Raw genomic sequence first — 23,771 nt, 5'->3', positions numbered from 1 at the left:
TTACGGATTGCTCACATGGCCGGATGATGACCAGAAAGCACTTAATTTTGCGGTGGCCGCCTCATGCTTGAAACATACGATAGTGGGCGACGCGAATTTGGTGACCGTGGATGAGGTGGAGAAACTGATGGGAGGGGATGCTTCCGGAAGGGTGGCCAGATAGGGCAAAAGGTGAAGGGTTGAAAGATTGAAAGATAAAAAGTAAAAAGGTTAAAGAAGAGATATGGCAAGATATTCACGGATAGAAGTGGCACAGAAAATGGCGGAGACGGGCATGGTCCCCTTGTTCTACCATCCCGATGTGGAATTGGGAAAGCAGGTGTTGAAGGCCTGTTATGAGGGCGGTGCCCGATTGATGGAATTCACGGCGAGAGGGGATTTTGCCCATGAGGTGTTCACCGAACTCAACAAATATGCCTTAAAAGAACTGCCGGGCATGATCATGGGGGTGGGGAGCATCACCGATGCCGCGGCCGCTTCGTTCTACATGCAATTGGGAGCTAGTTTTATTGTAACGCCTTCATTACGAGAGGACATTGCCATTGCCTGCAACCGAAGAAAGGTAATGTACAATCCAGGCTGTGGCAGTCTTACGGAGATCAACCGCGCGGAGGAACTGGGGGTGGAAATCATCAAACTGTTCCCTGGCTCCACGTACGGCCCCGGGTTCGTGAAGGCCATAAAGGGACCCCAACCCTGGACGAGCATCATGCCCACGGGCGGGGTGGACTCCAGCGAGGCCAACCTGAAGGCCTGGTTCTCCGCCGGGGTGACCTGTGTGGGGATGGGTTCCCAACTGATTTCCAAGGAAATTTTGGATAAGAAGGATTTTGCAAAATTGACGGCTACGGTAAAGGAAGTCTTGGGGATTATTCAGGGTTTACTTAAGTAAAGTTTTGTTTGATTGTTTTAGTATCAAAGTGATTACAGGCTTCAATTTATATGTATTCATTATTGTAAGCAACCAATAGCTATCATGGTTTAAAGCATTAACTATTTATAGTTAATTAAACACTGTGAATTAATGGGTTCTTTAACGATACTTGTTTCTACATAGTCTGTTTCGATTATAGTGTTCGAACATTTTTTTCCTTTGTATTTTTTTCCAGGAATGTGGTTGCAATCAACAAAATCAGACTTACAAATTGAGCATTCTGTTTTTGTTGCAATTCCAGTGACACTCAGTCCATTCAATCGGTTTTGAGAAATCCTTCGTTTGACAATTTTATCAGTTATTACCATTTTAGATTTAAGTCCTTCATCATCACTCCAAAGCCAACACCAACCCACTATTTTGGGTTTATGTTCCAAAAATACAGGAGTAGGTAAATCCTCGTAAGGAGATTTTATTTCAAAGCATTTGTCAAATCCATCCCTTAACTCTTTCCGTTTTTGATTAATAATCTTGTGGTTACTTTTTTCCTGATGCTCACCTAAATAATTGTATGTAATAGTGGAATTATCAATTTTAATGTTGATATTCTCTTTAATTATAGTTTCTTTTTGGTCAAATAGTTTTTGGATTTGGTTTGAAATTATATTTGTTAATATGGTTATAGGAATGTTTATTAGTGTAATATTTATTGGGTCTGCAAAAAACTCTGCGATTCCCTTTTTGTAAAGATATTCTAAGGGAAGCCCATTATCAGGTTCAATAATAACATTATAACCTTCAGAACGTAAATATTTTATTAGAAGTAAAGTATCTCGCGTAACCAGTTTTCTATTTGGAAACCGATTTTCATAAGGATTAAAGGTATCTATTATTATTATTTTTTTCTTCTTTCCCAATGTCTTTAATTTTGTATGATTCGTCTGCAGTGTATTCTGCCGAATTTCTAATATTACTGATACCTCCAACTCGTTAAATCTGCTCCTTTTGGTGCACTTTCTGCAATACGTTTCATGATCTTGGGTACATACATGCTGTTATACCGAAGTCGGCTGATGGCATTGGGCTGGTCGGGGTCGCCGTTCCAGCAGTGTTCTGCTCGATCTCCATACAACACTTCCCCTTCATAATAGGGGTCGGTGGTGCTTTCCAGAAAATCTTCCATCAAATACACGGCGTTGTTCAGGTAATAGTTGTCCATATCGCCACAATAGAGATGGATCTTACCTTTTAAACTTTCGCCCAATTTGTCCCAATCCCGTTCCAAAATATAGCGCAGGTCATAGTTTTCCTTCCAATATTCGGCCACTTCGTGATTGATTTCCCCGGTCTTTTTATCCCAAATACGTGCAGGATAACCGTCATCACCCTGTGGGGAATAGGTTGCTTCCCAAATATCCCATTGTTGCCCAGATCGGGATTTATCACCCAAAACCAACTCCAAATGATTGCCCTGTCTTAATGTTGATTGAATGTTCCCCAAATAATTGCGATGGGAAGGTACTTCCAATTTTTTGTGCGGAGAATCGTAGTAATAGGCATTCTTATCCTCGTAAATATTGGTGAGACAATACGCCCTAAAGTCGATGGGGTCTGGGCAGGCGGCAAAGCAACCGTTATATTCCTCGGGATATTTTACCTGCACGGCCAAGGCTTCCCAACCACCTGTGGAACCCCCGTACAAGAATCGGGACCATCCTTCGCCCATACCTTGGAACTGCTTTTCGATATAGGGGATGAGTTCGTAGGTAATGGCATCGCCCCACGGTCCCTGACTGGCGGAATTCACCGCATAGGAATCGTCATAATAGGGGGTAGGGTGTTGGATTTCGATGATCAAGAAACGAGGAAAATCAGGTTCGTTCCAACGTTTGTAAAAATCGTAGGCCTCTTGCTGTTGAATGATGTTGTACCCATCCAAATCGAAACGTGCAGAGTATTCCGGCTTCAAGTTCGGGTCGGGTGGAGTGGTGCGGAATCCGCCAAAATCACTGGGGAAATGCCCATGGAAAACCATCAACGGATATTTGGCTTCTGGATGTTTATCAAAATCCTTCGGCAACAGCACGTGCGCACCCAAATACATATCCCGACCGTAGAACGCCGATAATTTTTCGGACTTCATTTTAATATGCTTGATCCATTCTGTATCCTCTGGCTCTGGAATGGCAGGAATTTCTTGGTCCATGACAACTGAGATGTTCTCAATACCATTGCTGCCAACCGTTATTTTGTAGGGTTTGCTATAAAGATTTCCAGGGGAGCGGTTCCATTGTTGCCCCTCGCCATTGTCCATAGGGAGTTTTACCGTATGACCTGTGGATAGGTTAAAGGTCTCATACACATGCAAAAGGGCCTGTACATGGTATTCGCCGGGGGGCACATCAGCCAGACTGGTGTAAGGATAACCAAAAACAGTCTCGTCAAATTTGATGGGTTCCCCAGGGGTCATTTCATCTACATTCACGCCAAAAATCAATTGGGTGGACAGCCCATCATTGATTTGGAACCTGGGTTCTTTGCTATCATCCGTGGAAAGCATTAAAAGCAAACGACCGTCCTTCTTGTCAGGACTTATTTCCGAAGTAAAACTTACATCGATGCTAAACTTGGAACTTTCCTTTTTTTCGCAGGAAAGGAACATTAAGGAGCAACAATAAACAAGGAACAGGAAATTTTTCATGGCGGTTGGATTTTAGATGAAAAGATACTTCATTTCAACCACAAACCAATGGAAATGAAGGCTTTATTGCCCGTACTTTAGCCCATGTGATTTTGCGAATGGAACAAGTGGATTTTAATAAAATTTTAATCCGTTACGTTCAGAATATCAATGTATAGCATCTATTTTTGTGAGTTTGATAGGTTTGTATGGGTACAATTTTACTGATTGAGGATGAACAGAATGTTGCTGATATCCTAAAAAAAGGCCTCGAAGAAGATGGCTACACGATAATCCATAAAAAGGATGGTCCGAGTGGGATAGAGGCTTTGGGTAAAAACGCCACTAGTTTGGTCATTTTGGACATTCTTCTACCCGGCATGAATGGTCTTGAGGTATGCAAAAATATAAGGGAACTTGGGTATAGGGAGCTACCCATTTTAATGTTGACCGCTTTGGGCAGTGTGGAAAATGTAGTGTTGGGTCTGGACAACGGCGCCGATGATTACTTGACCAAGCCGTTCAAACTAATTGAGTTAAAGGCAAGGCTCCGTACCTTACTCAGAAGGACCGATGCCTTGGACAATGCCAAGTTCAAGAACGGTAACCATTATTCCTTTGCGGATATTCATTTGGACGATTATTCCAAAACCGTGACACGTGGCAATGAGGAAATCAATTTTACATCCACTGAATATAGATTGCTTTTGATGTTCCTGAAAAATCCGAATAAGGTACTTTCTAGAACAGACTTATTGGATGAGGTGTGGGGCATCAATTTTGACATTGGGACCAATGTAGTGGATGTTTATGTGAACTATATCCGCAAGAAATTGGAACGGAACGGGCAGGATCGAGTGATTCACACCGTTGTAGGTATGGGTTATGCATTAAAGGACAGCAAATGAAAATCCATTATCGTATCATTTATTTATTGATCTCGGTATTCTTTATTTATACCTTGTTGTTCAGTGGTTTCATCTATTATTCCATTTCTAATTTTTCTTTTACCGATTTTTATAAGCGATTGGAAATCAGGGCTGCTACCACTGCGAAAATTCAGCTGGACAATCCAGACAACGCATCGATCATAAAGGAAATCAGACAGGAATATCTGGAAAAGCTTCCCAACCAAAAGGATTATATCTTTCCGATCAAGAATAATGTAATCGTGGTGGCCGATGGGCAGGAGAGCCTTCCCACTGAGTTTGGCAATACCTTATTAAACCAAGGTTTTGGTAGTTTTAGAAAGGGGAGCATCTTTTATTCAGGAATTAAGTACACCACAATAAAAGGAGATGAATACATTGTTGTGGTCTCTGCGGACAACTATTTTTATTCGCACCATATTGCTTATTTAAGGAATCTATTGATCACATCGCTGCTATATGCACTTTTGTTGATCGTTTTGGTGTCGATGCTCATTTCCAGGACTTTGGTACGACCTGTTCAGCAGATTATAAAAGAGGTGGAAATGATCGGCTCTGAAAATTTGCATTTACGATTGCGTTTGCCAAAATCCAAGGATTCCATCCGAAACTTGGCCCAAACCTTCAACGATATGTTGAACCGATTGGAAACCACTTTTGAGACCCAAAAGAATTTTGTGAGCAATGCATCACATGAACTGAATACCCCTTTGACCAGTATTATTGGTGAAGCGGATTATGCCCTCTCTAAAGAGCGAGATGCCGAGCAATATAAAAAGTCGTTGACGGATATCCTGAGTGAAGCTGAAAAGTTGGAACAAAAGACCAAGGCGTTGCTTTTGTTGGCCCAAACAGGTTTTGATGGAAAATCACAAAAATTGGTTCGATTGCGAACCGATCAGCTCATTTTGGATGTTAGGGAAACCGTTCAAAAACTGAACGCCAATTTTAAAATCTGCCTCGATTTTAGTCTTTTACCGGAAAACCATGAAATGCTCAAGGTAAAGGGCAATTTTTATCTGCTCCACCTGGCATTGACCAATATAGTGGTAAACGGCTGCAAGTATTCCAACGGGCAGCCTGTGTTCATTGCCCTGGGCGCTTCAGGTACCCACGTGGTGATCCTAGTCCAAGATTCGGGCATCGGTATCCCGGAAAAGGAGATGCCCTATATTTACGATCCTTATTTTAGGGCCTCCAATACCACCGACTATGCAGGATATGGCATTGGTCTCCCCTTGAGCCGGAACATTATTTTAATGCACAATGGCGAATTACAGGTGACCTCTGTTGAGGGCAAGGGAACCTCGGTTAAGGTCAATCTTCCCATTTGGAGTGGCCCGCTCTAATTTCATTTTAATTTTAGGATATAATTCTAAGGGTTTTCTAATCCCGTTCTAAATATTCCCTAATGGGTCCCATGGTACTTTTGACAAAAAACAAATCATGGAGACAAAAAAAGTCCTTATCCCAACCGATTTTTCGGTAAAGTCACTGGAATTGGTTCGCAAAACCGTTGAAGACAATAAAAATGTATTGTTGGAAATTGTTTTGCTTCATGGCATGCACCTTTCCAATTCCATTACGGATTTGTTGTTCTTTTCCAAGTCAAGAATGATCAAGGAACTACAGACCGAAGAATTCACCGAGGCAACAAATGTTCTTAAGAACAAGTATCCTATTAAGTTGAATTCCCTTTATGTGGATTTGATCACTTCAAAGAGCAAGGCGTATTTCTTGAACTATCTGGAAGCGGCCAATATTGATGAAATTGTTGTTCCGCAAAAAGGGTTTTTAGATTTCAAGAAAGCAAAAGGTTTTGATACCCTCTCTTTATTGGATACCTGTGGAATACCGTGTGCTTACATCAACTTTGATGAAGAAATGGAAGGAGTAGAAGTTGGCAAGGCACAGTTTGCCAATGTTTTCTTGACCGGAATAAAATAAGACGCATGAAACTTTGGCCCATATATCTCTTTTTCAGTCTGCTATTGGCCTTAAGTGCATGGATGCTCATGGATACCGAAAGTCCGGAAACTTTGATTCTAGGAGATTGGGAAGAAGTTTCGTGGAAATACGAGAAACTCAACCATGACAATGTTCTGGATTTTGATATTGATGATTTCCAAAAACAGGAAATATGCAGAAATCTGGTCATTCATGAAGCGGAGACATGGCGCTTCGGCCCAGATAAGACCCTGTCTTTTTTGGAAGAAGGGGTGATCAAGGAAGACCTGAAATGGAATATAAAGGGAAGAGGCAATATTTTAGAACTAAAGCACCTGAACAGTATGGTAGAGGACTACCAAGTGGTTGGCATCTCGGAAGATGAACTTGTGGTGCAGTTTAATTTTGATTTACAGGTTAAGGGTATTGTTAAAATGACCTTCAAACGAATACCCACGAAGCAATATGCTCAGAAAATATAGCAATTATAGAAGTTTTGCCGACAATATTAAGTTGGGTGCACTAACCGCTTTCTCCGCCGGGATGGTGAATGTGATCTCGGTGATCGTTTTTTTCGCCTTCACGAGCAACGTAACAGGTCACTACGCCATTCTTGCGCAGGAGATAGCAAAAGGGAATTGGTACCAAGGTGCGGTGGTACTTATTTGGATCTTTCTCTTTTTTGCGGGCAATTTCACTTCCAACTGTTTGATCATCCATAATAATACACCAACAGGCAGGTATGTGGCCCATGCCATTCCGGTTTTTTTGGAAATGGCCTGTTTGATGTTCGTTGGTATATATCTCCAATACTTTTATACGGAAAGTTTAAAGGAGACGGAGTTTCTTGTTGCGGCCATGTTGTTTGCCATGGGTCTTCAGAATGGTCTCACCGCAAGTATCTCTAACGGAAAGGTCAAGACCACCCACCTTACAGGATTGACCACCGACCTGGGAATCGTTTTTTCCATGTTCACCAAAAAAGAGTTCAGGAACGACAAAAAGTTGGTGGAAAAGGCACAGTTGCTTTTGGCCATTATGTTCTCCTACATGGCAGGGGGTATTATTTCGGGGTTGCTTTACTATAAAATTGGAAACTCAACCTTTATCATCATTGGAATGGTGTTGAGCGTGGTACTGTTATATGACTATTACAAGCTTCAGGTGACCAAATTTGTGCAGAGAAGACGAATGTACAGTCGCAGGTATGCCATTTCCGACAGAAAATTTTAAGATTACTTGGTTTGCTACACATGGATAATGTAGCTAGGTTAGCCGGCCTTATCAAAGTGATGAGCTTTGGTAGGGCCTCCTTTTTATTAAACATTAAACGTTTCGGTTCTTGAATTCGTTCGGTTCAATGTGAATGAGTACATGCCCTAGATTAGGTATTTCCTTTCGCAGGTAATCTTTTAGATTATGGGCGATCCAATGTCCTTTTTCCACAGAAATGGAACCATCCACTATGGCATGCAAGTCAACATGGTATTTCATGCCCGATTTACGGATAAAACATTTTTCTGTTCCTAAAATGCCTTTGACCTCCAATGCTTTTTCACGGATTTCCAGAATGAGGTCGTCGTATTGGTGTTCATCCATGATTTCTCCCAAGGCCGGTCTAAAAATCAGGTAACTGTTATAAAGGATAAATGCCGAAGCCAAGAGAGCTGCCCAATCATCTGCGGTTTCGTACCCCTTGCCAAAAATGAGAGCGATTGATATCCCAATAAAAGCCATTACCGAAGTGATGGCATCACTGCGGTGGTGCCATGCATCTGCCTTCAATGAAGAACTGTGCGTTAGTTTACTTTTTCTGATGACGATTTGATACGAGATTTCCTTCCAAAGAATAATGGCACCTAAAATGTAAAGTGTCCAGGATTCCGGGGTTTTGTGTGGTGTTTGAATATGCTGAATGCTTTCATAGGCAATGATCGTAGCCGAAGTGACCAAAAATGCTACCACCACAAAGGTGATGAGGGGTTCTATCTTTCCATGGCCGTACGGATGGTTTTCATCCGCAGGTTTCTTGGCATAGGTTAATCCGAAAAGGACCAAAAGGGAAGAAAAAATATCAGTGGTGGATTCGATGGCATCCGCGATCAAAGCGTAGGAGTTCCCGAAAAATCCCGCTAGACCTTTGATCAACGCTAGACTTGCATTGCCAAAAATGCTAAAATACGTGGTTCGAATCGCGGTCTGCTCGTTACTGGGGTTTTCCAAAGGGATCAAGTTGAAAAGTTTCTGCAAAATAGATAAAAATAGGGATAGGGGAGGATGACATTATCACAAACAAAATCCCCGACACTTGATGATTTTCAAGGCCGGGGATTTCAAAAAAACAGAATGGTTAGGTAATGGCGTTAGTTTTTGGAGATTGTTGCCTGCGCGGCTGCAACCCTAGCGATTGGCACCCTGTAGGGAGAACAGCTTACGTAGTCCATACCTACAGTTTGGCAGAAGCCTACTGAACTTGGTTCGCCACCATGTTCGCCACAGATTCCTACTTTAAGTCCAGGATGGGTTTGTCTACCTCTTGTAGTTCCCAGTTCAATCAATTGTCCAACGCCTTTTTGATCCAAAACTTCGAACGGATCGGCTTTTAAAATGCCTTTTTCCAAATAGATGGGCAAAAATTTACCGGAGTCGTCCCTAGAATATCCAAAGGTCATTTGGGTGAGGTCATTGGTTCCGAAGGAGAAGAAATCGGCAATTTTAGCGATCTCATCTGCTACCAAAGTAGCCCTAGGCGTTTCGATCATGGTACCTACAGAGTATTCCACGGTATCCTTGCGTTTTTTGAAGACCTCTTGGGCGGTTTGATCGATTACTTCTTTTTGTTGCCTAAATTCCTCAACGGTACCAACCAATGGTACCATGATTTCGGGTTTGGTAATGATTCCTTCTTTTTTCAAATTGAGGGCAGCCTCGATAATGGCTTGGGTCTGCATCTCGGTGATTTCAGGATAGGTATTTCCCAAACGACAGCCTCGGTGTCCCAACATAGGGTTGAACTCTTCCAACTCGGCAACTTTACTTTTTACGGAAGCCAAGGAGATGTGAAGGTCATCGGCCAATTCTTTTTGGGTGGCCAATTGGTGAGGTACAAACTCGTGTAATGGGGGATCCAACAAACGAACAGTTACAGGATAACCCTTCATGGCACGGAAGATGCCTTCAAAGTCGCCACGTTGCATAGGTAACAGGTCTTTCAAGGCTTGCTTACGACCTTTGATGGTATCTGCCAAGATCATTTCCCTCATAGCCTTGATTCGGTCCACTTCGAAGAACATATGCTCGGTACGGGTCAACCCGATACCTTTGGCACCAAAGCTGCGTGCAATTTCAGCATCCTTGGGTGAATCGGCATTGGTTCGCACTTCCATTTGTGCATAAGAATCGGAAAGACTCATCAACTCGGCAAATTCACCGCTCAATTCAGGTTCTTTGGTAGCAACCTTTCCTTCCAAGATGTTACCGGTAGATCCATTGATGGAAATCCAATCCCCTTCGTGGTATTCATGATCACCCACTTTTAAGGTCCTGGTCTTGTAATTGATTTTCAAGGCACCAGCGCCGGATACACAACACTTACCGATTCCCCTTGCCACCACAGCAGCGTGAGAGGTCATACCACCGCGGGCGGTTACGATACCTCTTGCCAAGTTCATCCCTTCCACATCTTCAGGAGAAGTTTCTATACGGACCAGAATACTGTTTTTGTACTTGGTGGCCTCATCTGCAAAGAAAACAATCTGACCAGTTGCTGCACCAGGAGAGGCAGGTAGACCTTGTGCAATCACGTCGGCATCTGCCAAAGCGTCTGGATCGAAGATGGGGTGTAACAGTTCGTTAAGTTTGTTTGGCTCTATGCGCATCAGGGCCTTTTTTTCATCGATCAATCCTTCCTTGAGCAAGTCCATGGCAATTTTCACCATGGCAGCCCCGGTACGTTTCCCGTTACGGGTCTGTAGAATCCAAAGTTTACCTTGTTGAATGGTGAACTCCATATCCTGCATATCCTGATAATGGGTCTCCAATTTGTTTTGGTATTCGAAGAGTTCCTTGTAAATGTCGGGCATCAATTCTTCAAGGGAAGGATATTTTTCCTGACGTTCCTCTTCTTCAATTTGTGCCAATTGGGCCCAACGTTGGGATCCCAAAAGGGTAATTTGTTGTGGGGTGCGCACACCGGCAACAACATCCTCGCCTTGGGCATTGATAAGATATTCCCCATTGAATTTGTTTTCACCGGTTCCGGCATCACGAGTAAAGCAAACCCCGGTTCCGGAGTCTTCACCCATATTGCCAAAAACCATGGCCTGAACGTTCACTGCGGTACCCCAATCTTCTGGGTAGCCGTGCATTTTTCTATAGTAAATTGCCCTATCACCGTTCCAGCTGTCAAAAACGGCAGCCACGGCACCCCAAAGTTGGTCCCATGGGTTGGTAGGGAAGGGCTTGCCTGTTCTTTTTTTAACAATATCCTTAAAGTCGTACACCAAATCCTGTAGGTCTTGAACGGTGAATTGGGTATCGTGCTCAATGCGACGTTTGTCCTTTAAATGGTCCATGATTTCTTCAAACGGGTCCAGATCGTCTTTGGATTCTGGTTTAAGGCCCATGACCACACTGCTGTACATTTGGATGAAACGGCGGTAGGAGTCCCATGCAAAACGGTCGTTGCCGGTCATTTTGATGACCCCTTTAACGGATTCATCGTTAAGGCCCAAGTTAAGAACGGTATCCATCATACCGGGCATGGACACCCTGGCACCGGAACGGACAGAAAGTAACAAGGGGTTTTCATCATCCCCAAAAGTGGCCCCCATGGTTGCTTCTATGCGGGTAATGGCATCCCTTACTTCAGGTTCGATACGATTTATGACCGCCTCTTTTCCTTCTTGGTTATATTGGGTACAAACTTCTGTGGTAATGGTAAATCCTGGAGGTACGGGAATCCCGATTCGGCTCATTTCGGCTAGGTTGGCGCCTTTTCCTCCCAATAGCTCCTTCATATCGCGACTGCCATCGGCCTTTTTATTCCCGAAGGAATAGACGCTTAATTGGTTTGCTGTAAGTGTTTCCATCTTTATAATGATTAAGAAATTGACAAGTGCTAAAATCTGTATGTAAAATTAGCGGCAAACCAGCCCTTAGAACATGATAAAAATCAGGGTTTTGGAGTGCTTCCTTGTTTAAAACATTCATTAGAAAGGTGATATGTTCTTTACACAAAGTCAAACACCAATTATTGCGGAAAATACCTGTTGATCACTGGCAAAAGTTGGAGGTAAATCTTTAAAAATCAGAAAAATAAAAATATTTTGTAACCTAGGTTACTTAAAATCAATCAGTTAGGAAAATACTGACATTTATCATCTTTTGGTTTTGCATCCTGAAAGAACTTTGTCCTAATCAAAACCAAAAAACTATGGAATCTCAAATAAAAAAAAGACAGTTCACATTACAGGCAATCCTACTTTGGATGACATTCTGCCTAATTCCATTAACACTTGCTGCACAAAACTTTAAACTCAACAATGGTGAAGGAAAAGTGTCCGTAACAGGAACTTCCACCCTTCACGATTGGGAAGAAGTGGCCGAGCAAAAATCCGGAACCTTGGTTCTTGATGCATCGGGCGATCTTCCTTCCTTATCCACCTTAAAATTTGCGGTGGAGGCAGAAAGTTTAAAAAGCGGTCATGATGGAATGGACAAAAACACTTACAAAGCCTTGGATACGGACAAGCACAAACAGATCACTTTTCAAATGTTGGAAGTGAAGAGCATTGCGCCAGTGGTTTCTGCCTCCAAAGGATATAAAGTGGTGACAATGGGCAACCTGAGCATTGCAGGAAAGACCAACAAAGTAGAGTTGGCCTTTAACCTGACCCTGAATGGTGACAAGGTAGAACTGGTTGGAAAAAAAGCTTTTAAAATGACGGATTTTGGTGTGGAACCTCCCAAAGCACTTTTGGGCACCATTAAAACCGGGGACGAAATAGAGGTTCAATACAATACTATCTGGACAAAATAAAAATCAAAATACTCAACTTAAAAATCTATAGCAATGAGAAAATATGTAAAACACGGATTATTGGCTGCTACATTATTTATGGTAAGCCTTATGGGATATTCCCAAAATCGACAACTGGATAATTATCGGTCTCCCGATAAAGATGGAATCAATGTATTTGAAGCCCCAAAAGATAGCGTTTTGACCTTTGACGGAATCAAAGTGAGAGTGGGTGGTTCATCAACCCTTCAATTTCAAGCATTAGATCATGAAAACTCTGGCGCAGTTGAATTGATAGCCATCGGGGACAACTTTAACTTGGCAACTGCCAACTTGGATTTGGATGTGGCATTGGCCAAAGGTGTTCGTATGCACTTAAGAACCTACCTATCTTCTAGGCACCACCCAGAACCATATGTAAAAGGTGGTTATTTTCAAGTGGACAACTTGGATTTCATCAGCCCTGGGTTCTTGGAAGATGCCATGAAATATTTGACCATTAAAGTGGGTCACATGGAAAACAACTATGGTGATGCCCACTTTAGAAGGACAGATAATGCCCAAGCCATTCACAACCCATTTGTAGGTAACTTGATCATGGATGCGTTCACAACAGAAGTTGGTGGTGAGGTGTATTTCAGGAAAAACGGGTTCATCGGAATGTTCGGACTTTCCAATGGTAAATTGAACCAAGCCGTGAACAACCCTGATCAGACCGGAGCCTCCATCTTGGCCAAATTGGGATATGACAAACAATTGAGCGATGACTTCAGATTGCGTATCACAGGATCTATGTACAGCACTGGAAAATCAGGTAGGGTATACTTGTACAGCGCAGACCGTTCAGGATCTAGATATTACTTGGTGATGGAAAATACAGAGGCTTCTGCATCCAGCAACTTCCGTTCTGGTAGATATGATCCTGGAATGACCAATGAGATCACTTCATTTATGATCAACCCTTTCTTGAAATACAAAGGATTGGAATTCTTCGGAACTATTGAAACTGCCAGTGGTAAGGCAGATGCCGAGACCGACAAGAGAAATGCCACACAGTTGGCCGGTGAGTTGGTATACCGTTTCGGAAACAGTGAAAACTTCTACTTAGCAGGTCGTTATAACACAGTTAACGCAGAAACAGCTGCTGGAGAAGATGTTACCATTGATAGATTGCAATTGGGATTCGGTGCCTTCTTGACCAAGAATATCCTTGCCAAGTTCGAATACGTGAACCAAACCTATGATGGTTACAGTGACACAAGTATCTTCAACGACGGTAAATTTAATGGGGTTTTGTTAGAGGCCGTGATCAGTTTCTAAAAAACCATTGGTTTTAATGACAGAGGACCTAGGGCAATTTTGTCCTAGGTCTTCAAACTAAAATCCTTATCTTTAATTGACATGTTAACCACACTTCCACATATCACTAAATACCTATGGACGCTACCTGTGTTGCTCCTTTGGTTTGCCGATCCCGATCCGGAACGTGAGGCAACCGTTCGTGTGGCCCCCGAAAGTGAAGTTGTCATTTCAGGAACAACCAATGTCAATCAGTTTACCTGCAAATACAACCTTCAGGAATTGGAGCTTCCCATTCGTTTGATCTATGATGAAAAGGCCCAACATATCCTGTTCAAAAATGCCAAACTAAAATTGGAAAACGATTGTTTCGATTGCGGGGGAAAAGCCATCAACAAAGATTTTAGGGAACTTTTACAAACTAAAAGCCACCCTGAAGTGGAATTGAAACTTTTGTATGTGAATCCCCCACAACCTGAAAAAGAGACCATTTCCGTGGGAATGGAAATCAAGATTGCAGGTGTTACACGCAAATACGAATCTGTTTTAAATTGTGAGCAAAAAAGCGGTATCTGTGTAAAGGGAACCTTGTCCTTGAAGCTCACCGATTTTGGTCTGGAGCCCCCACGAAAAGTGTTGGGAATGATCAAGGTTGACAATGAAATTCTTGTACACATGTCCTTACAGATGAAAGAAATTTAATGTAATCGGTACTCTTATGTAAAAATTCGTAGTGATGTAATATCCAACGGATTTTTTGCTTTTTGTAATACGGAAAACCAAGGATCACAACTGTATGGATATTGTGAATAAAGCAGTATATTGTGGGGCATTTGTAACTAAAATTTAACTACAGACCATAATGATGAACAGATTTTTAGCAAAACAGGGATTGATCCTTTTTTCTTCCCTAAGTATGGGCTTTTTGGCCATTTCCTGCAAGGCCCAGGATAATTTTGGAGGATTGGCCCTTTACACCGTAAGGGACAACATGGGTGAAGATGCCAAGGGAACCTTGGACAAAGTGGCCGAAGCCGGTTATGCCTACGTGGAGGCAGCAGGTTATAATGAAGGGAAGTTCTATGGAATGGAACCAGCAGAATTCAAAGCTTATTTGGAGAGTAAGGGTTTAAAACCAGTAAGCACCCACATGGGAATGGTTACCTTGGAAAATGCCGATCAACTCATTGCTGATGTAAAAACAGCAGGAATCGAGTTTTTTACCATTCCGGTACCCCCGATGGGCATGTTCACTTTTGATCCTGATACCAGAACTATGGGAATGAAGGGGACAATGGAAGATTTTGCCAATGTATTGACCACTATTGGAAAGAAGTGTGAAGCTGCTGGATTGAAATTATTGTACCATAACCATGATTTTGAATTTAAGGAGAATGCCGATGGGGTAGTTCCGATAGATTATTTGTTGGAGAACACGGACCCAAAATATGTGAACTTTCAAATGGATTTGTTTTGGGTGACCAAGGCAGGAGCAGATCCCGTTGCCTACTTTGAAAAGTACCCGGGAAGGTTTAAATCCTGGCACGTGAAGGATATGGACGAAGAAGGCAAATTTGCACCGGTAGGAGAGGGAAATATTGATTTTGGTAGGATTTTGAAAGAAAAGGAAACCTCCGGTATGGTGAAGTATTTTGTGGAACAGGATATGAGTTGGGACAAAAAGCCGTTGGAAGTGATCGTAATCAGCCACGAAGGCCTTAAAAAGATTGGTTTCGACTAAAATTTAAGGGATGATGGACCGTGGGATTTCTTGAAAACTGACAAGAAACCAAAAAAATATTTTTTACAACGGTTGACATTAGTATCTTTGCACCCGCAAAGTCGGGTCGCGTAGCTCAGCTGGATAGAGCATCTGCCTTCTAAGCAGACGGTCGAAGGTTCGAATCCTTCCGCGATCACTACCCGAAACCCCAGTATTTACTGGGGTTTCGTTATTTTTGTGCCCATGGAAATTATTTTGAATCAATTTTCCGATACACTTTTTCAAAAGTTAAGATTTCATAAGGAACGGAGAAGGTTGATAATCTGGCCTTATAAAAGATTACCTATTCCGTTTTTCAGTACCAATCCAGGTTAACTTATGCCATATATCCTCAAATATTCCTCTTTTGTGTCTGGTCATCCAGTATTTGCTGAAAATACCCATTGCAAAAGCCAAGGCTATGCCAATTAACAAACTATAGGTAGCACCAACAAATCTGTAGATTCCCAATCCAAATCCGTAAAAAATAAATGCGCCGACAATAGATTGCAGTATGTAGTTGGTCAGGCTCATTTTCCCAATGGGAGTTAGTTTGTTCAATATTGGTTGCGTTTTTTTAGTGTAGAACAACAAAGTGAATCCCGATACTAGCACCAGCATGAAGGCTAAATTGGACCAAAGTCTTAAAATTGAAGAAAAAGCGGCATTTATGTTTTTCGAATCAGAAAGAACCCCTGTGTTCGACTCTAACAAAAACAACGGAATAAACAAGATGGCAGAAACCACCAACGTTTTGCCCCAAAATTTGATGTTGTCAGAGGTGTTATAAAAAATACGTTTTCTGCCCGCTAAAAACCCCAATAAAAAAAGGCCCAGCGTTTGCTCGATCCTACCGTATTCCCAGAACCATAGTAATGAAGCAATGCGCCCATTGGTAATGTTGCTTTTCATTAATTGAAACATGGAATCGCTGGTCAAAAATGGGTTGGATTCTTCATAGAAAGGCATAAAAGAGGGTATTGCCGGTTCAAGGGATGGATTTTGAAATGCCAAGACGAGCTTTGTCAAGAATATGGGTTGCATCAATAAAACAAGGGCTACCTTAAATATGGTCTTATTGTCCAGCTTTTTAAAAGGAATCAATAACACTCCCAACAAGGCATAAAGCACCAAGATTTCTCCCCTGTAAAACAGGGTATTGATGAGTCCAAATCCCAATAACAACAACAGGCGCCAAACAAAACGCCACCTGAAATCCTTGCCTGCCTTTTCCTGATTATAACTTTGAATGTAAAACGTCAAACCAAATAAAAGGGCAAAAATCGCATACGATTTCCCTCCAAAAAGAAACATTAGCGCGTCCCAGATAACCCTGTCCAATCCTACCATCCATTGTGGTAAAGAAACGTGCTCCGCATGTGCTTCAAACATCTCAGCATTGTGAAGAAGCATAATGGAGACCAGTGCGAAACCTCTCAATGCGTCTACTACGGTAATTCGGGTCGTGTTATTATCCATGGTGTTCAAGATATTATCCGACTCAATCAAAAAGTGATATTAGGATGTTTGAATGAAAATTTACCATTGAATAGAAGTGTGGGGCTTAAAGCATTTTTGGATTACCAATTTATCCAATATTTAAATATGAACGTGCTATTATATTGCTTTGATCTTTAAATTTTAGAACCAGTTGTGAAACCTATGAAGTACTTTTATTTTTTGAAAGTAAATTTTTCAAATGAAGATTAAATTGGATCGTTTTGTGTTGGCCATCATAGTTGTAGTTGTGTTGGCCTATTTTTTTCCCGGCTTGGGAAGCCGTGAGAGCCAAGTTCCCTTGGATCGCATTTCCAGTTTGGGAATTTCACTCATATTTTTCTTCTATGGATTAAAACTCAGTCCAGATAAAATAAGGGCTGATCTCAGAAATTGGAAACTCCACCTTTTGGTACAATCGTCCGTTTTTCTGCTTTTCCCTTTGATCGTGCTGGCCTTTTATCCTTTGCTGGCTTCTGGGGAGAACAGTGCCATTTGGTTGGCCTTTTTGTTCATGGCGGCGCTGCCATCAACGGTTTCCTCTTCTGTAGTGATGGTTTCCTTGGCCAAAGGAAATGTACCCGCAGCCATTTTCAATGCAAGTATTTCTGGACTAATTGGCATAATGATCACTCCGCTTTGGATGGGGTTTTTCCTGGAACAACAAGCAGGGGATTTTGAATTGACGGATGTGTACATCAAACTTCTCACGGAAATACTCTTGCCCGTTATCCTAGGATTGCTTTTGAACAGATTTCTGGGCAAATATGCCGTTCGCTATGGTTCCTACTTGACCCTGTTCGACAAATCTGTTATTTTGTTGATCATCTATAAGAGCTTTGTGCACTCCTTTGAGGATAACGTGTTCAGTTCTGTGGGGATACAGGATTTTGCCTTGATCTATGTTGGTGTATTGGGAATGTTTTTTCTGGTTTATTTCTTTATTGGATTCATAGCGGACAAGCTAAAGTTCAACAGGGAGGACAAAATAACGGCACAGTTTTGTGGCACCAAGAAATCCCTTGTGCACGGCACTGTTTTTTCCAAGATTTTATTTCCGGCCACAATGCCCATGGGAATCATATTGCTCCCACTGATGTTATTCCATGCCTCCCAAATTTTCATCATCAGTGTTTTGGCGACCAGATTGGGCCATCATACTGATAAATAATCAATGATTGGTCATTCTGTATGTGCCAAAAAATCCAGCTATGGTCTGATAAAGTAAATTAAACCAGTTTCATTTTTACAGGATCCCATTGTATAATCTTCTTGCTGAAATAGCTTTCGTTGCAGGACAGGGCTGGGGCTGCTGCCCTAAAACCAAATTCAGCATCCTCTACAACAGGTTTTCCTGTTCTGATGGCATCAAAAAAATTGGTGAAATGGTCTACATGAGAGCTATATCCTTCCGGTGCCTTATAAATGACATCCCCATATGCCTTTCTTTTGGTCTGTTCCGCACTCCATTTGGCATTGTATTCCTTCGTGAGTTCATCCTGCGTGCTTTTTGAAAAAGTGAACACCGAGTCATATCCGCCAAAACCAGGTGCTTCGGGCATTACGTTCCGTTTTACCGTGATGTCGTCCCGATCAACCAAAATAACACCTTCGGAACCGATGAGTTCTATTACTTCCTTACCTCCGGTTCCACTGATGAAATTCACCCGCACGTTTAGTTGAAATGCCGGGTGTTCCTCACATTTGGGATATTGCATTACCCCGGACATAACATCGGGTAGGTTGCGCCCGTCGTTCCAATAACTGAACTGCCCTGTACTGTATATGGTTTGTGGTCCTTTTGAATTGGTCATAAAATGGGTTCCGCTCAATAAATGGATGTACAGATCTCCTGCAACACCGGTCCCGAGTTCTTTAAAAGCACGCCACCAAAAGAATTTCTTGGCATCAAATTCCATTTTGTCAGTTACCTCAATAAAGGTTTCCCAGTCTGTGGTACTAGGGTCTGCATCGTTGGGTATCGTATATTCCCATGCACCGATGGAGCTTTGCCTGTCCCACATGGCGTTGACCATGTTAAGCTCCCCAATTTCTCCGGAGGCCAAAAGTTCCTTGGCCTTTGCATAACCAACGCTACTAACCCTTTGACTTCCTACTTGAAAGACTTTTCCGGAGGACTTTACGGCTTCCATGATCGGGTAACCTTCTTTTATTTTGTGTATCATCGGCTTCTCGATGTATACGTGCTTGCCCTTTGCCAAGGCATCGAGTGCTATGCGTGAATGCCATACATCCGTGGTACAGATCAAAACGGCATCAATATCATCTTTGTCCAAAAGATCTTTGTAGTTTCTTGTGGTAAAAAGATCCTTGCCATACTGTTCGTTGGCGTTCACGACCCTTCCGGTATAGAGGTCACAAATTCCTGCCAGTTCCACACCTGGGACTTTTAATGCAGAATTAAGATCAAAATGCCCTTGCACACCATAGCCAATGACGCCAATGCGTATGGTATCGTTAGGGCCGAAGGTTTGCTCATAGCGTAAAATCCTTTCCTCAGCCTTTTCTTGGGCGGCCAATGACGCAAGTGGACTTGCAACCGAAGCCAGGGTTGTGGCACCTATTTGGTGCAAAAATCTTCTTCGGGAATTGTTGTCTTTTCTCATGGTTTATTGTTTAGTCGTGCATGTTAATTGACCGAATAACTGACAAAGGCAATTTTTTTGCTATCCGGACTCCATGAAGGAACGTTGATCGTACCTTGACCACCAAAAAATACAGGCGTAATATCTTTTATACTCCTGGTCTCTAGATTCATCAAGCGTAATTTTACCTGTTTGCCGAACAAATGGTTCTGTTTTTCATCAGATATGTAGGCAATATACACAATCCATTTTCCATCTGGCGAAGGATGTGCGAACCAATTTGAATTGTCATCAAAAGTCAATTGCTCCGGTTTTTTACCATTCGCCAACATCCGCCATATCTGCATATGTCCTGTTCTGTATGAATTGAAATAGATATATTTTCCATCCGGAGAATATTCTGGGCCATCATCCAAACCTTCGGTTTTGGTCAGCCTTGTTTCTTGGCCTCCATTTATGCCGATGGTGTATATGTCATAATTCCCATTCCTTTCCCCACAATAGGCCAGCTTTTTGCCATCAAGGGACCATCCATGCCAATAGGACACTACCTCGGGGGTAACCCGTTTTGGTGTTCCCCCGCCAATGGGCAAAACATATATGACCGACTTGTATGGTTTAGGTGAAGGGTCGTTTTTGTCATTATGGCTTATGGCCAACCATTGATTGTCAGGAGAGATTCCATGATCGTTGTTGCATTGGTCCGCAAAACCGGTATCCAAAAGATTAAATTGTTTGGTGGCCAATTCCAAGGTGTACAGTTTGCCCTTGCTGTTCACGATGAGATAATTATCAGGATGCCAATTGGGAGCTTCAAAATGTTCGTTTATAATCTTGATCGTTTCAATACGTCCTGTTGTAATATCAACGGTCTGGATATAACTAGTGGTGTCTATCTTATTTTCTGGAGGTTGGTTATAGGAATGCAAGGATTGACCCACCATTTTCCATTGGCCATCCAACTTTTCCAACAAACGCAATTCGTGTGTAAGGGATTCTTTGCCATCAATTGAAACTGAAACTTCATCGTGACGAACCCAGGCAAGTGAATCGTTGATCCTCATCTGATGATTGAAATGAAATGCAAACCCTCCTTTTCCGACCATTTCGGGAGAAGGTTCTATTATGGCCTTGGAGGGCAGATCCAGTGAACGACCATCGGTAGTTGAGATCAAAATACTTCCGTAGGGACGTTCCGCCCAACAAGCCGCATGCGCTTCAATATCACCCATACGCCAGGTCAGACCCTCCTTTTCCAGTAATTGTATGATGGCCAAGGAATCTTTTTGAAATTGGGGATAGAGCTTGGAACACAATAGGAAAATAGAACAAAGGATCAAATAATGGCGAAAAGGGTGTTTGCCCTTTGGCGATAAAAGGCTTTGTAGAGGAAAGGTGTACTTCATTTTAGTTTGTATGGTTTTGTGTGCAAAGTAAATATACATTTTTCACGATGAAGGAAGTCAATGAACTGTATGAAGCTGATTATGCCAGGCGATTTCGATGAACAATTTTCTGACTCAAAATCTCCCACACTCTTTGATGAATGCCTCTTTTCTACGGGTGGATACTTCCAATTTTAACCCATCCTTTAGGATGGCATAACCATCTTTATGATAAGAGTTAACATATGTTAGGTTGATCAAATGGGAATTATGTATTCTGAAGAAATGCTGTCTCTCCAATAGTTTTTCAAAATGTTTCAAGGTTTTGGATGCCGTATACTTTTTGCCATCAACCGTGAAAATATGGGTGTAGTTCACATCGGCCTGACAACGAACAATATCTTCCATCAATAGAAAAACATATCCATCATTGGAGGGAACACTGATGCGTTTAGGGCTGTTATGGGTTGAAATATGGGAGAGCAGTACCTTGACCCGATCATGTAGTTGTGATTGTTCTACTTTATCCGTGGCTTTTTGAAGGGCCATTTCAAAATCATCCTTGTCCACTGGTTTTAAAAGATAGTCAATGGCAGAAAATTTGAAGGCCTCTATGGCATAGGCTTCATATGCCGTTGTGAAAATTAGGCTGAAATCTCGTTTTGAGATAGAGGACAATACATCGAACCCCGTTTTGTCATGGAGTTGCACATCCAAAAAAACGATATCGGGGCGTAGTGTATCCAACCCGGCAATGGCATCTTCTGCACTTCCAAAACAGGATATGTCCATTCCTGCTCCAAAGGGTTTTAATAATGTGGATAAGTGATCGATACAATGCTGCTCATCATCTACAATGGCTACTTTCATATGGGCTTTTGTTCCAATTTAAAAAAGGCGTTCAAGAGGTAAGCTGATTTCTACCCGCGTACCCTTTTGTTCTCCAAGGTCGATAACTTGCAATCTACCTTCTTTGTTTTTTTGTTTGTTCAAAATCTTGAGTCGATTTTCTGTAATGGAAACCCCGAAGGACTTTTTGGATTCATTTCCATTTGTTATATGCTCTATTCCCCGTCCATTATCCTCGATCGAGCAAATGAGCATGTCTTGATTTTCATTTATGGTTATTTGAATTTGTCCAATCCCATCTTTATCCCGGAACCCATGCCATATGCTATTTTCGATAAAAGGCTGTAACAGCAACGGGGGAACCAAGGTATTTTCAACATCGAGTCCTTCATCAACCTGGATATGATATGAAAATTTGCCAGGTTGTCTTTTGGTTTCAACCTGAAGATAGAGTTCAAGAAACTTTAGGTCCTCTTCCAAAGGAATGGATTTGTTTTCGGAATTTTCAAGCACCATTCGCATCAATTTGGCAAACTTGGAAAGAAATTCCAATGCCGTTTCATTATTGTTCTTCAGAATATAATCCCCGATGGAGTTGAGGGCGTTGAATATGAAATGTGGATTCATCTGTGCCCGCAATGCCTTTAATTCTGTATCGGCCACCAATGCCCTGAATTCAGCTTCTTTTTTCTGTTCCACGGCATCCCTTCGTCTTTTGTACAGTACAAATCCGAAAACGGATGCTGCCAAAAGACCTCCGCCGCCCAGAAGCGAAGCCGTTTTAATCGTAGACTGCCTATCTATTTCCGCTTGGGCAATGGTCCTTTCCTTTTCAAATTCAAACTCCAACAGACTGCGGTTGATCTCTACCCGTCGGTTCTGGTTGTTGAGGCTATCCTTCAATACTGAAAATTTGGTATAGGCTTCCAATGCCTTGGAAAATTCTCCTTTGGCCGAATACACATCGGCCAGAGTTCCCCAAGCGGACTTTTGAAGAAAAATATTTCCCTGTGCTTCACTCAATTGTAATGCTTCGTTGGCGTATTGCTCCGCATTGTCATAATCCTTGTTGCCCAAGTAGGCCATTGATGCATTGGCGTAGGCGGTAGGGCGAACGAACTCAATACCATATTGCTCAATAAGGTCAATACTCATTGCTGCGGATGCCAATGCAAAGTCCATTTGATTTGCCTGACTGTAGACTAAAGATAGATTGCTATACAGGTTGGCCTTATATGTTGGATTGTTCGTTACCTGTTCTAGATCCAATGCTTTGTTGTAGTAAAATATGGCAGAATCCAATTGGTTCAAAGAACCAAAAATATTGGCAATGTTTGCAGTGGCGGTCAGTTCTAGGTTTTTATCGTTATGCAACACTTTTTTGAACTGCTCCAAGGCCTTGCCATATTCTTCTTGCTCATAGTACAGAGTGCCGATGCCTCCATAAATGCTCCAGCCCATTGATTCCAAATCCTTGTCCTTTTCCGTAAGGGCCAAGGCTTTGTGGTAGTATTCCAAGGCTTTGTAGGGGTTGGAGAAGGAATATTGATAGACCAAGGCGACGCGTTCATACCCCAATAAAAGTCCTTTCCAGTATCTTAATTCTGTAGCCAAATCAACGGTGCTCTGGGCAAATGCTAGAAGAGTGGTATCCGAAGGATTGGCAAAAAGAGCTTGTTTGGTGTATTGGTTTCTAAGGTCGATGGTTTCTTGATTTGTAACCGGACTTGATTCAATTATCCCGATGAGGGAATCCAGTTCCATTTGAAATTGTTGTGCGTAAGAATGCACAACAATGGATAATAACATCAAGGTAAAGATGCATTTCATATGGCAACCAAATAATGAAGTTGAAGGTAAAATGAAAATACACATTTTCACAAAGAATAAAGGATATACCACACAAAATAAGTGGGTAAGGGCA

General features: G+C 42.1%; 20 protein-coding genes, 1 tRNA gene and 1 pseudogene. 13 read left to right on the top strand and 9 right to left on the bottom strand.

Features of this window, described 5'->3' with window-relative positions:
• Both LKX84_RS12995 and LKX84_RS12990 read left to right on the top strand, forming a co-directional pair.
• Positions 1 to 163: pseudogene (locus LKX84_RS12995) on the top strand (sugar kinase); the annotation flags it as partial.
• Between the two features lie 60 nt (positions 164 to 223).
• Positions 224 to 892: a bifunctional 4-hydroxy-2-oxoglutarate aldolase/2-dehydro-3-deoxy-phosphogluconate aldolase gene (locus tag LKX84_RS12990; RefSeq protein WP_228237587.1), complete on the top strand. Its 669-nt coding sequence runs from the start codon at positions 224 to 226 to the stop codon at positions 890 to 892.
• Positions 893 to 993: 101 nt separating this feature from the next.
• Here LKX84_RS12990 and LKX84_RS12985 read toward each other — a convergent pair whose 3' ends face one another.
• Positions 994 to 1,791 carry a hypothetical protein gene (locus tag LKX84_RS12985; protein WP_228237586.1) on the bottom strand — a complete coding sequence of 266 codons (798 nt, stop codon included), beginning with the start codon at positions 1,789 to 1,791 and terminating at the stop codon, positions 994 to 996.
• A 53-nt stretch (positions 1,792 to 1,844) separates the two neighbouring features.
• Positions 1,845 to 3,575: an alpha/beta hydrolase-fold protein gene (locus tag LKX84_RS12980; RefSeq protein WP_228237585.1), complete on the bottom strand. Its 1,731-nt coding sequence runs from the start codon at positions 3,573 to 3,575 to the stop codon at positions 1,845 to 1,847.
• Positions 3,576 to 3,763: 188 nt separating this feature from the next.
• On the opposite strand from LKX84_RS12980, the gene LKX84_RS12975 reads away from it, so the two are divergent.
• The 5 genes from LKX84_RS12975 (at position 3,764) to LKX84_RS12955 (ending at position 7,663) form a co-directional block, all read left to right on the top strand.
• Complete coding sequence (locus tag LKX84_RS12975; protein ID WP_228237584.1) at positions 3,764 to 4,462, top strand: response regulator transcription factor; 699 nt, start codon at positions 3,764 to 3,766, stop codon at positions 4,460 to 4,462.
• On the top strand, positions 4,459 to 5,832 hold the full coding sequence (locus tag LKX84_RS12970) for a sensor histidine kinase (protein WP_228237583.1): 1,374 nt from the start codon (positions 4,459 to 4,461) through the stop codon (positions 5,830 to 5,832). Before LKX84_RS12975 ends, LKX84_RS12970 begins: the two co-directional genes overlap by 4 nt.
• 97 nt (positions 5,833 to 5,929) lie before the next feature.
• On the top strand, positions 5,930 to 6,430 hold the full coding sequence (locus tag LKX84_RS12965; protein WP_228237582.1) for a hypothetical protein: 501 nt from the start codon (positions 5,930 to 5,932) through the stop codon (positions 6,428 to 6,430).
• A 5-nt stretch (positions 6,431 to 6,435) separates the two neighbouring features.
• On the top strand, positions 6,436 to 6,912 hold the full coding sequence (locus tag LKX84_RS12960; RefSeq protein ID WP_228237581.1) for a hypothetical protein: 477 nt from the start codon (positions 6,436 to 6,438) through the stop codon (positions 6,910 to 6,912).
• Positions 6,896 to 7,663, top strand: a complete 768-nt coding sequence (locus LKX84_RS12955) for a YoaK family protein (RefSeq protein WP_228237580.1) — start codon at positions 6,896 to 6,898, stop codon at positions 7,661 to 7,663. Before LKX84_RS12960 ends, LKX84_RS12955 begins: the two co-directional genes overlap by 17 nt.
• Before the next feature lie 93 nt (positions 7,664 to 7,756).
• On the opposite strand, the gene LKX84_RS12950 is transcribed toward LKX84_RS12955, so the two are convergent.
• Together LKX84_RS12950 and ppdK are read right to left on the bottom strand one after the other, a co-directional pair.
• The gene (locus LKX84_RS12950; protein WP_228237579.1) at positions 7,757 to 8,653 is read right to left on the bottom strand and encodes a cation diffusion facilitator family transporter; all 897 of its coding nucleotides are present in this window, start codon (positions 8,651 to 8,653) and stop codon (positions 7,757 to 7,759) included.
• 140 nt (positions 8,654 to 8,793) lie between these two features.
• Complete coding sequence (ppdK, locus tag LKX84_RS12945; RefSeq protein WP_228237578.1) at positions 8,794 to 11,520, bottom strand: pyruvate, phosphate dikinase; 2,727 nt, start codon at positions 11,518 to 11,520, stop codon at positions 8,794 to 8,796.
• Between the two features lie 344 nt (positions 11,521 to 11,864).
• Between ppdK and LKX84_RS12940 the strand changes: the two genes are divergently transcribed.
• From LKX84_RS12940 to LKX84_RS12920, 5 genes are all read left to right on the top strand, one after another.
• A complete protein-coding gene (locus LKX84_RS12940) occupies positions 11,865 to 12,470 on the top strand; it encodes a YceI family protein (protein ID WP_228237577.1) in 606 nt (201 codons plus the stop codon).
• Between the two features lie 33 nt (positions 12,471 to 12,503).
• Positions 12,504 to 13,769 (top strand): hypothetical protein, encoded by a 1,266-nt coding sequence (locus LKX84_RS12935; RefSeq protein WP_228237576.1) that lies wholly within the window; start codon positions 12,504 to 12,506, stop codon positions 13,767 to 13,769.
• A gap of 81 nt (positions 13,770 to 13,850) precedes the next feature.
• The gene (locus tag LKX84_RS12930) at positions 13,851 to 14,450 is read left to right on the top strand and encodes a YceI family protein (RefSeq protein WP_228237575.1); all 600 of its coding nucleotides are present in this window, start codon (positions 13,851 to 13,853) and stop codon (positions 14,448 to 14,450) included.
• 163 nt (positions 14,451 to 14,613) lie between these two features.
• Positions 14,614 to 15,489, top strand: a complete 876-nt coding sequence (locus LKX84_RS12925; protein ID WP_410548881.1) for a sugar phosphate isomerase/epimerase family protein — start codon at positions 14,614 to 14,616, stop codon at positions 15,487 to 15,489.
• A 104-nt stretch (positions 15,490 to 15,593) separates the two neighbouring features.
• Positions 15,594 to 15,667 (top strand) — tRNA-Arg (locus tag LKX84_RS12920).
• A 143-nt stretch (positions 15,668 to 15,810) separates the two neighbouring features.
• Here LKX84_RS12920 and LKX84_RS12915 read toward each other — a convergent pair.
• On the bottom strand, positions 15,811 to 16,989 hold the full coding sequence (locus tag LKX84_RS12915) for a DUF418 domain-containing protein (protein ID WP_228237574.1): 1,179 nt from the start codon (positions 16,987 to 16,989) through the stop codon (positions 15,811 to 15,813).
• A 220-nt stretch (positions 16,990 to 17,209) separates the two neighbouring features.
• Between LKX84_RS12915 and LKX84_RS12910 the strand changes: the two genes are divergently transcribed.
• Positions 17,210 to 18,178, top strand: a complete 969-nt coding sequence (locus tag LKX84_RS12910) for a bile acid:sodium symporter family protein (protein WP_228237573.1) — start codon at positions 17,210 to 17,212, stop codon at positions 18,176 to 18,178.
• A 58-nt stretch (positions 18,179 to 18,236) separates the two neighbouring features.
• Here LKX84_RS12910 and LKX84_RS12905 read toward each other — a convergent pair whose 3' ends face one another.
• The 4 genes from LKX84_RS12905 to LKX84_RS12890 form a co-directional block, all read right to left on the bottom strand.
• Complete coding sequence (locus LKX84_RS12905; RefSeq protein ID WP_228237572.1) at positions 18,237 to 19,634, bottom strand: Gfo/Idh/MocA family protein; 1,398 nt, start codon at positions 19,632 to 19,634, stop codon at positions 18,237 to 18,239.
• A 23-nt stretch (positions 19,635 to 19,657) separates the two neighbouring features.
• Entirely contained in the window at positions 19,658 to 21,019 is a 1,362-nt protein-coding gene (locus LKX84_RS12900; protein ID WP_228237571.1) for a hypothetical protein, read from the bottom strand.
• A gap of 114 nt (positions 21,020 to 21,133) precedes the next feature.
• Positions 21,134 to 21,868, bottom strand: coding sequence for a LytR/AlgR family response regulator transcription factor (locus LKX84_RS12895; RefSeq protein ID WP_228237570.1), 735 nt, complete (start codon positions 21,866 to 21,868; stop codon positions 21,134 to 21,136).
• 18 nt (positions 21,869 to 21,886) lie between these two features.
• Positions 21,887 to 23,677 carry a histidine kinase gene (locus LKX84_RS12890; protein ID WP_228237569.1) on the bottom strand — a complete coding sequence of 597 codons (1,791 nt, stop codon included), beginning with the start codon at positions 23,675 to 23,677 and terminating at the stop codon, positions 21,887 to 21,889.
• Positions 23,678 to 23,771: the final 94 nt, after the last annotated feature.

Origin of the sequence: Allomuricauda sp. M10 (genome assembly GCF_020782875.1) — a bacterium.
Taxonomy (GTDB): Bacteria; Bacteroidota; Bacteroidia; order Flavobacteriales; family Flavobacteriaceae; genus Flagellimonas.
Note: the sequence above shows the minus strand (reverse complement) of the source record. Positions and strands in the feature narration are given on the sequence as shown.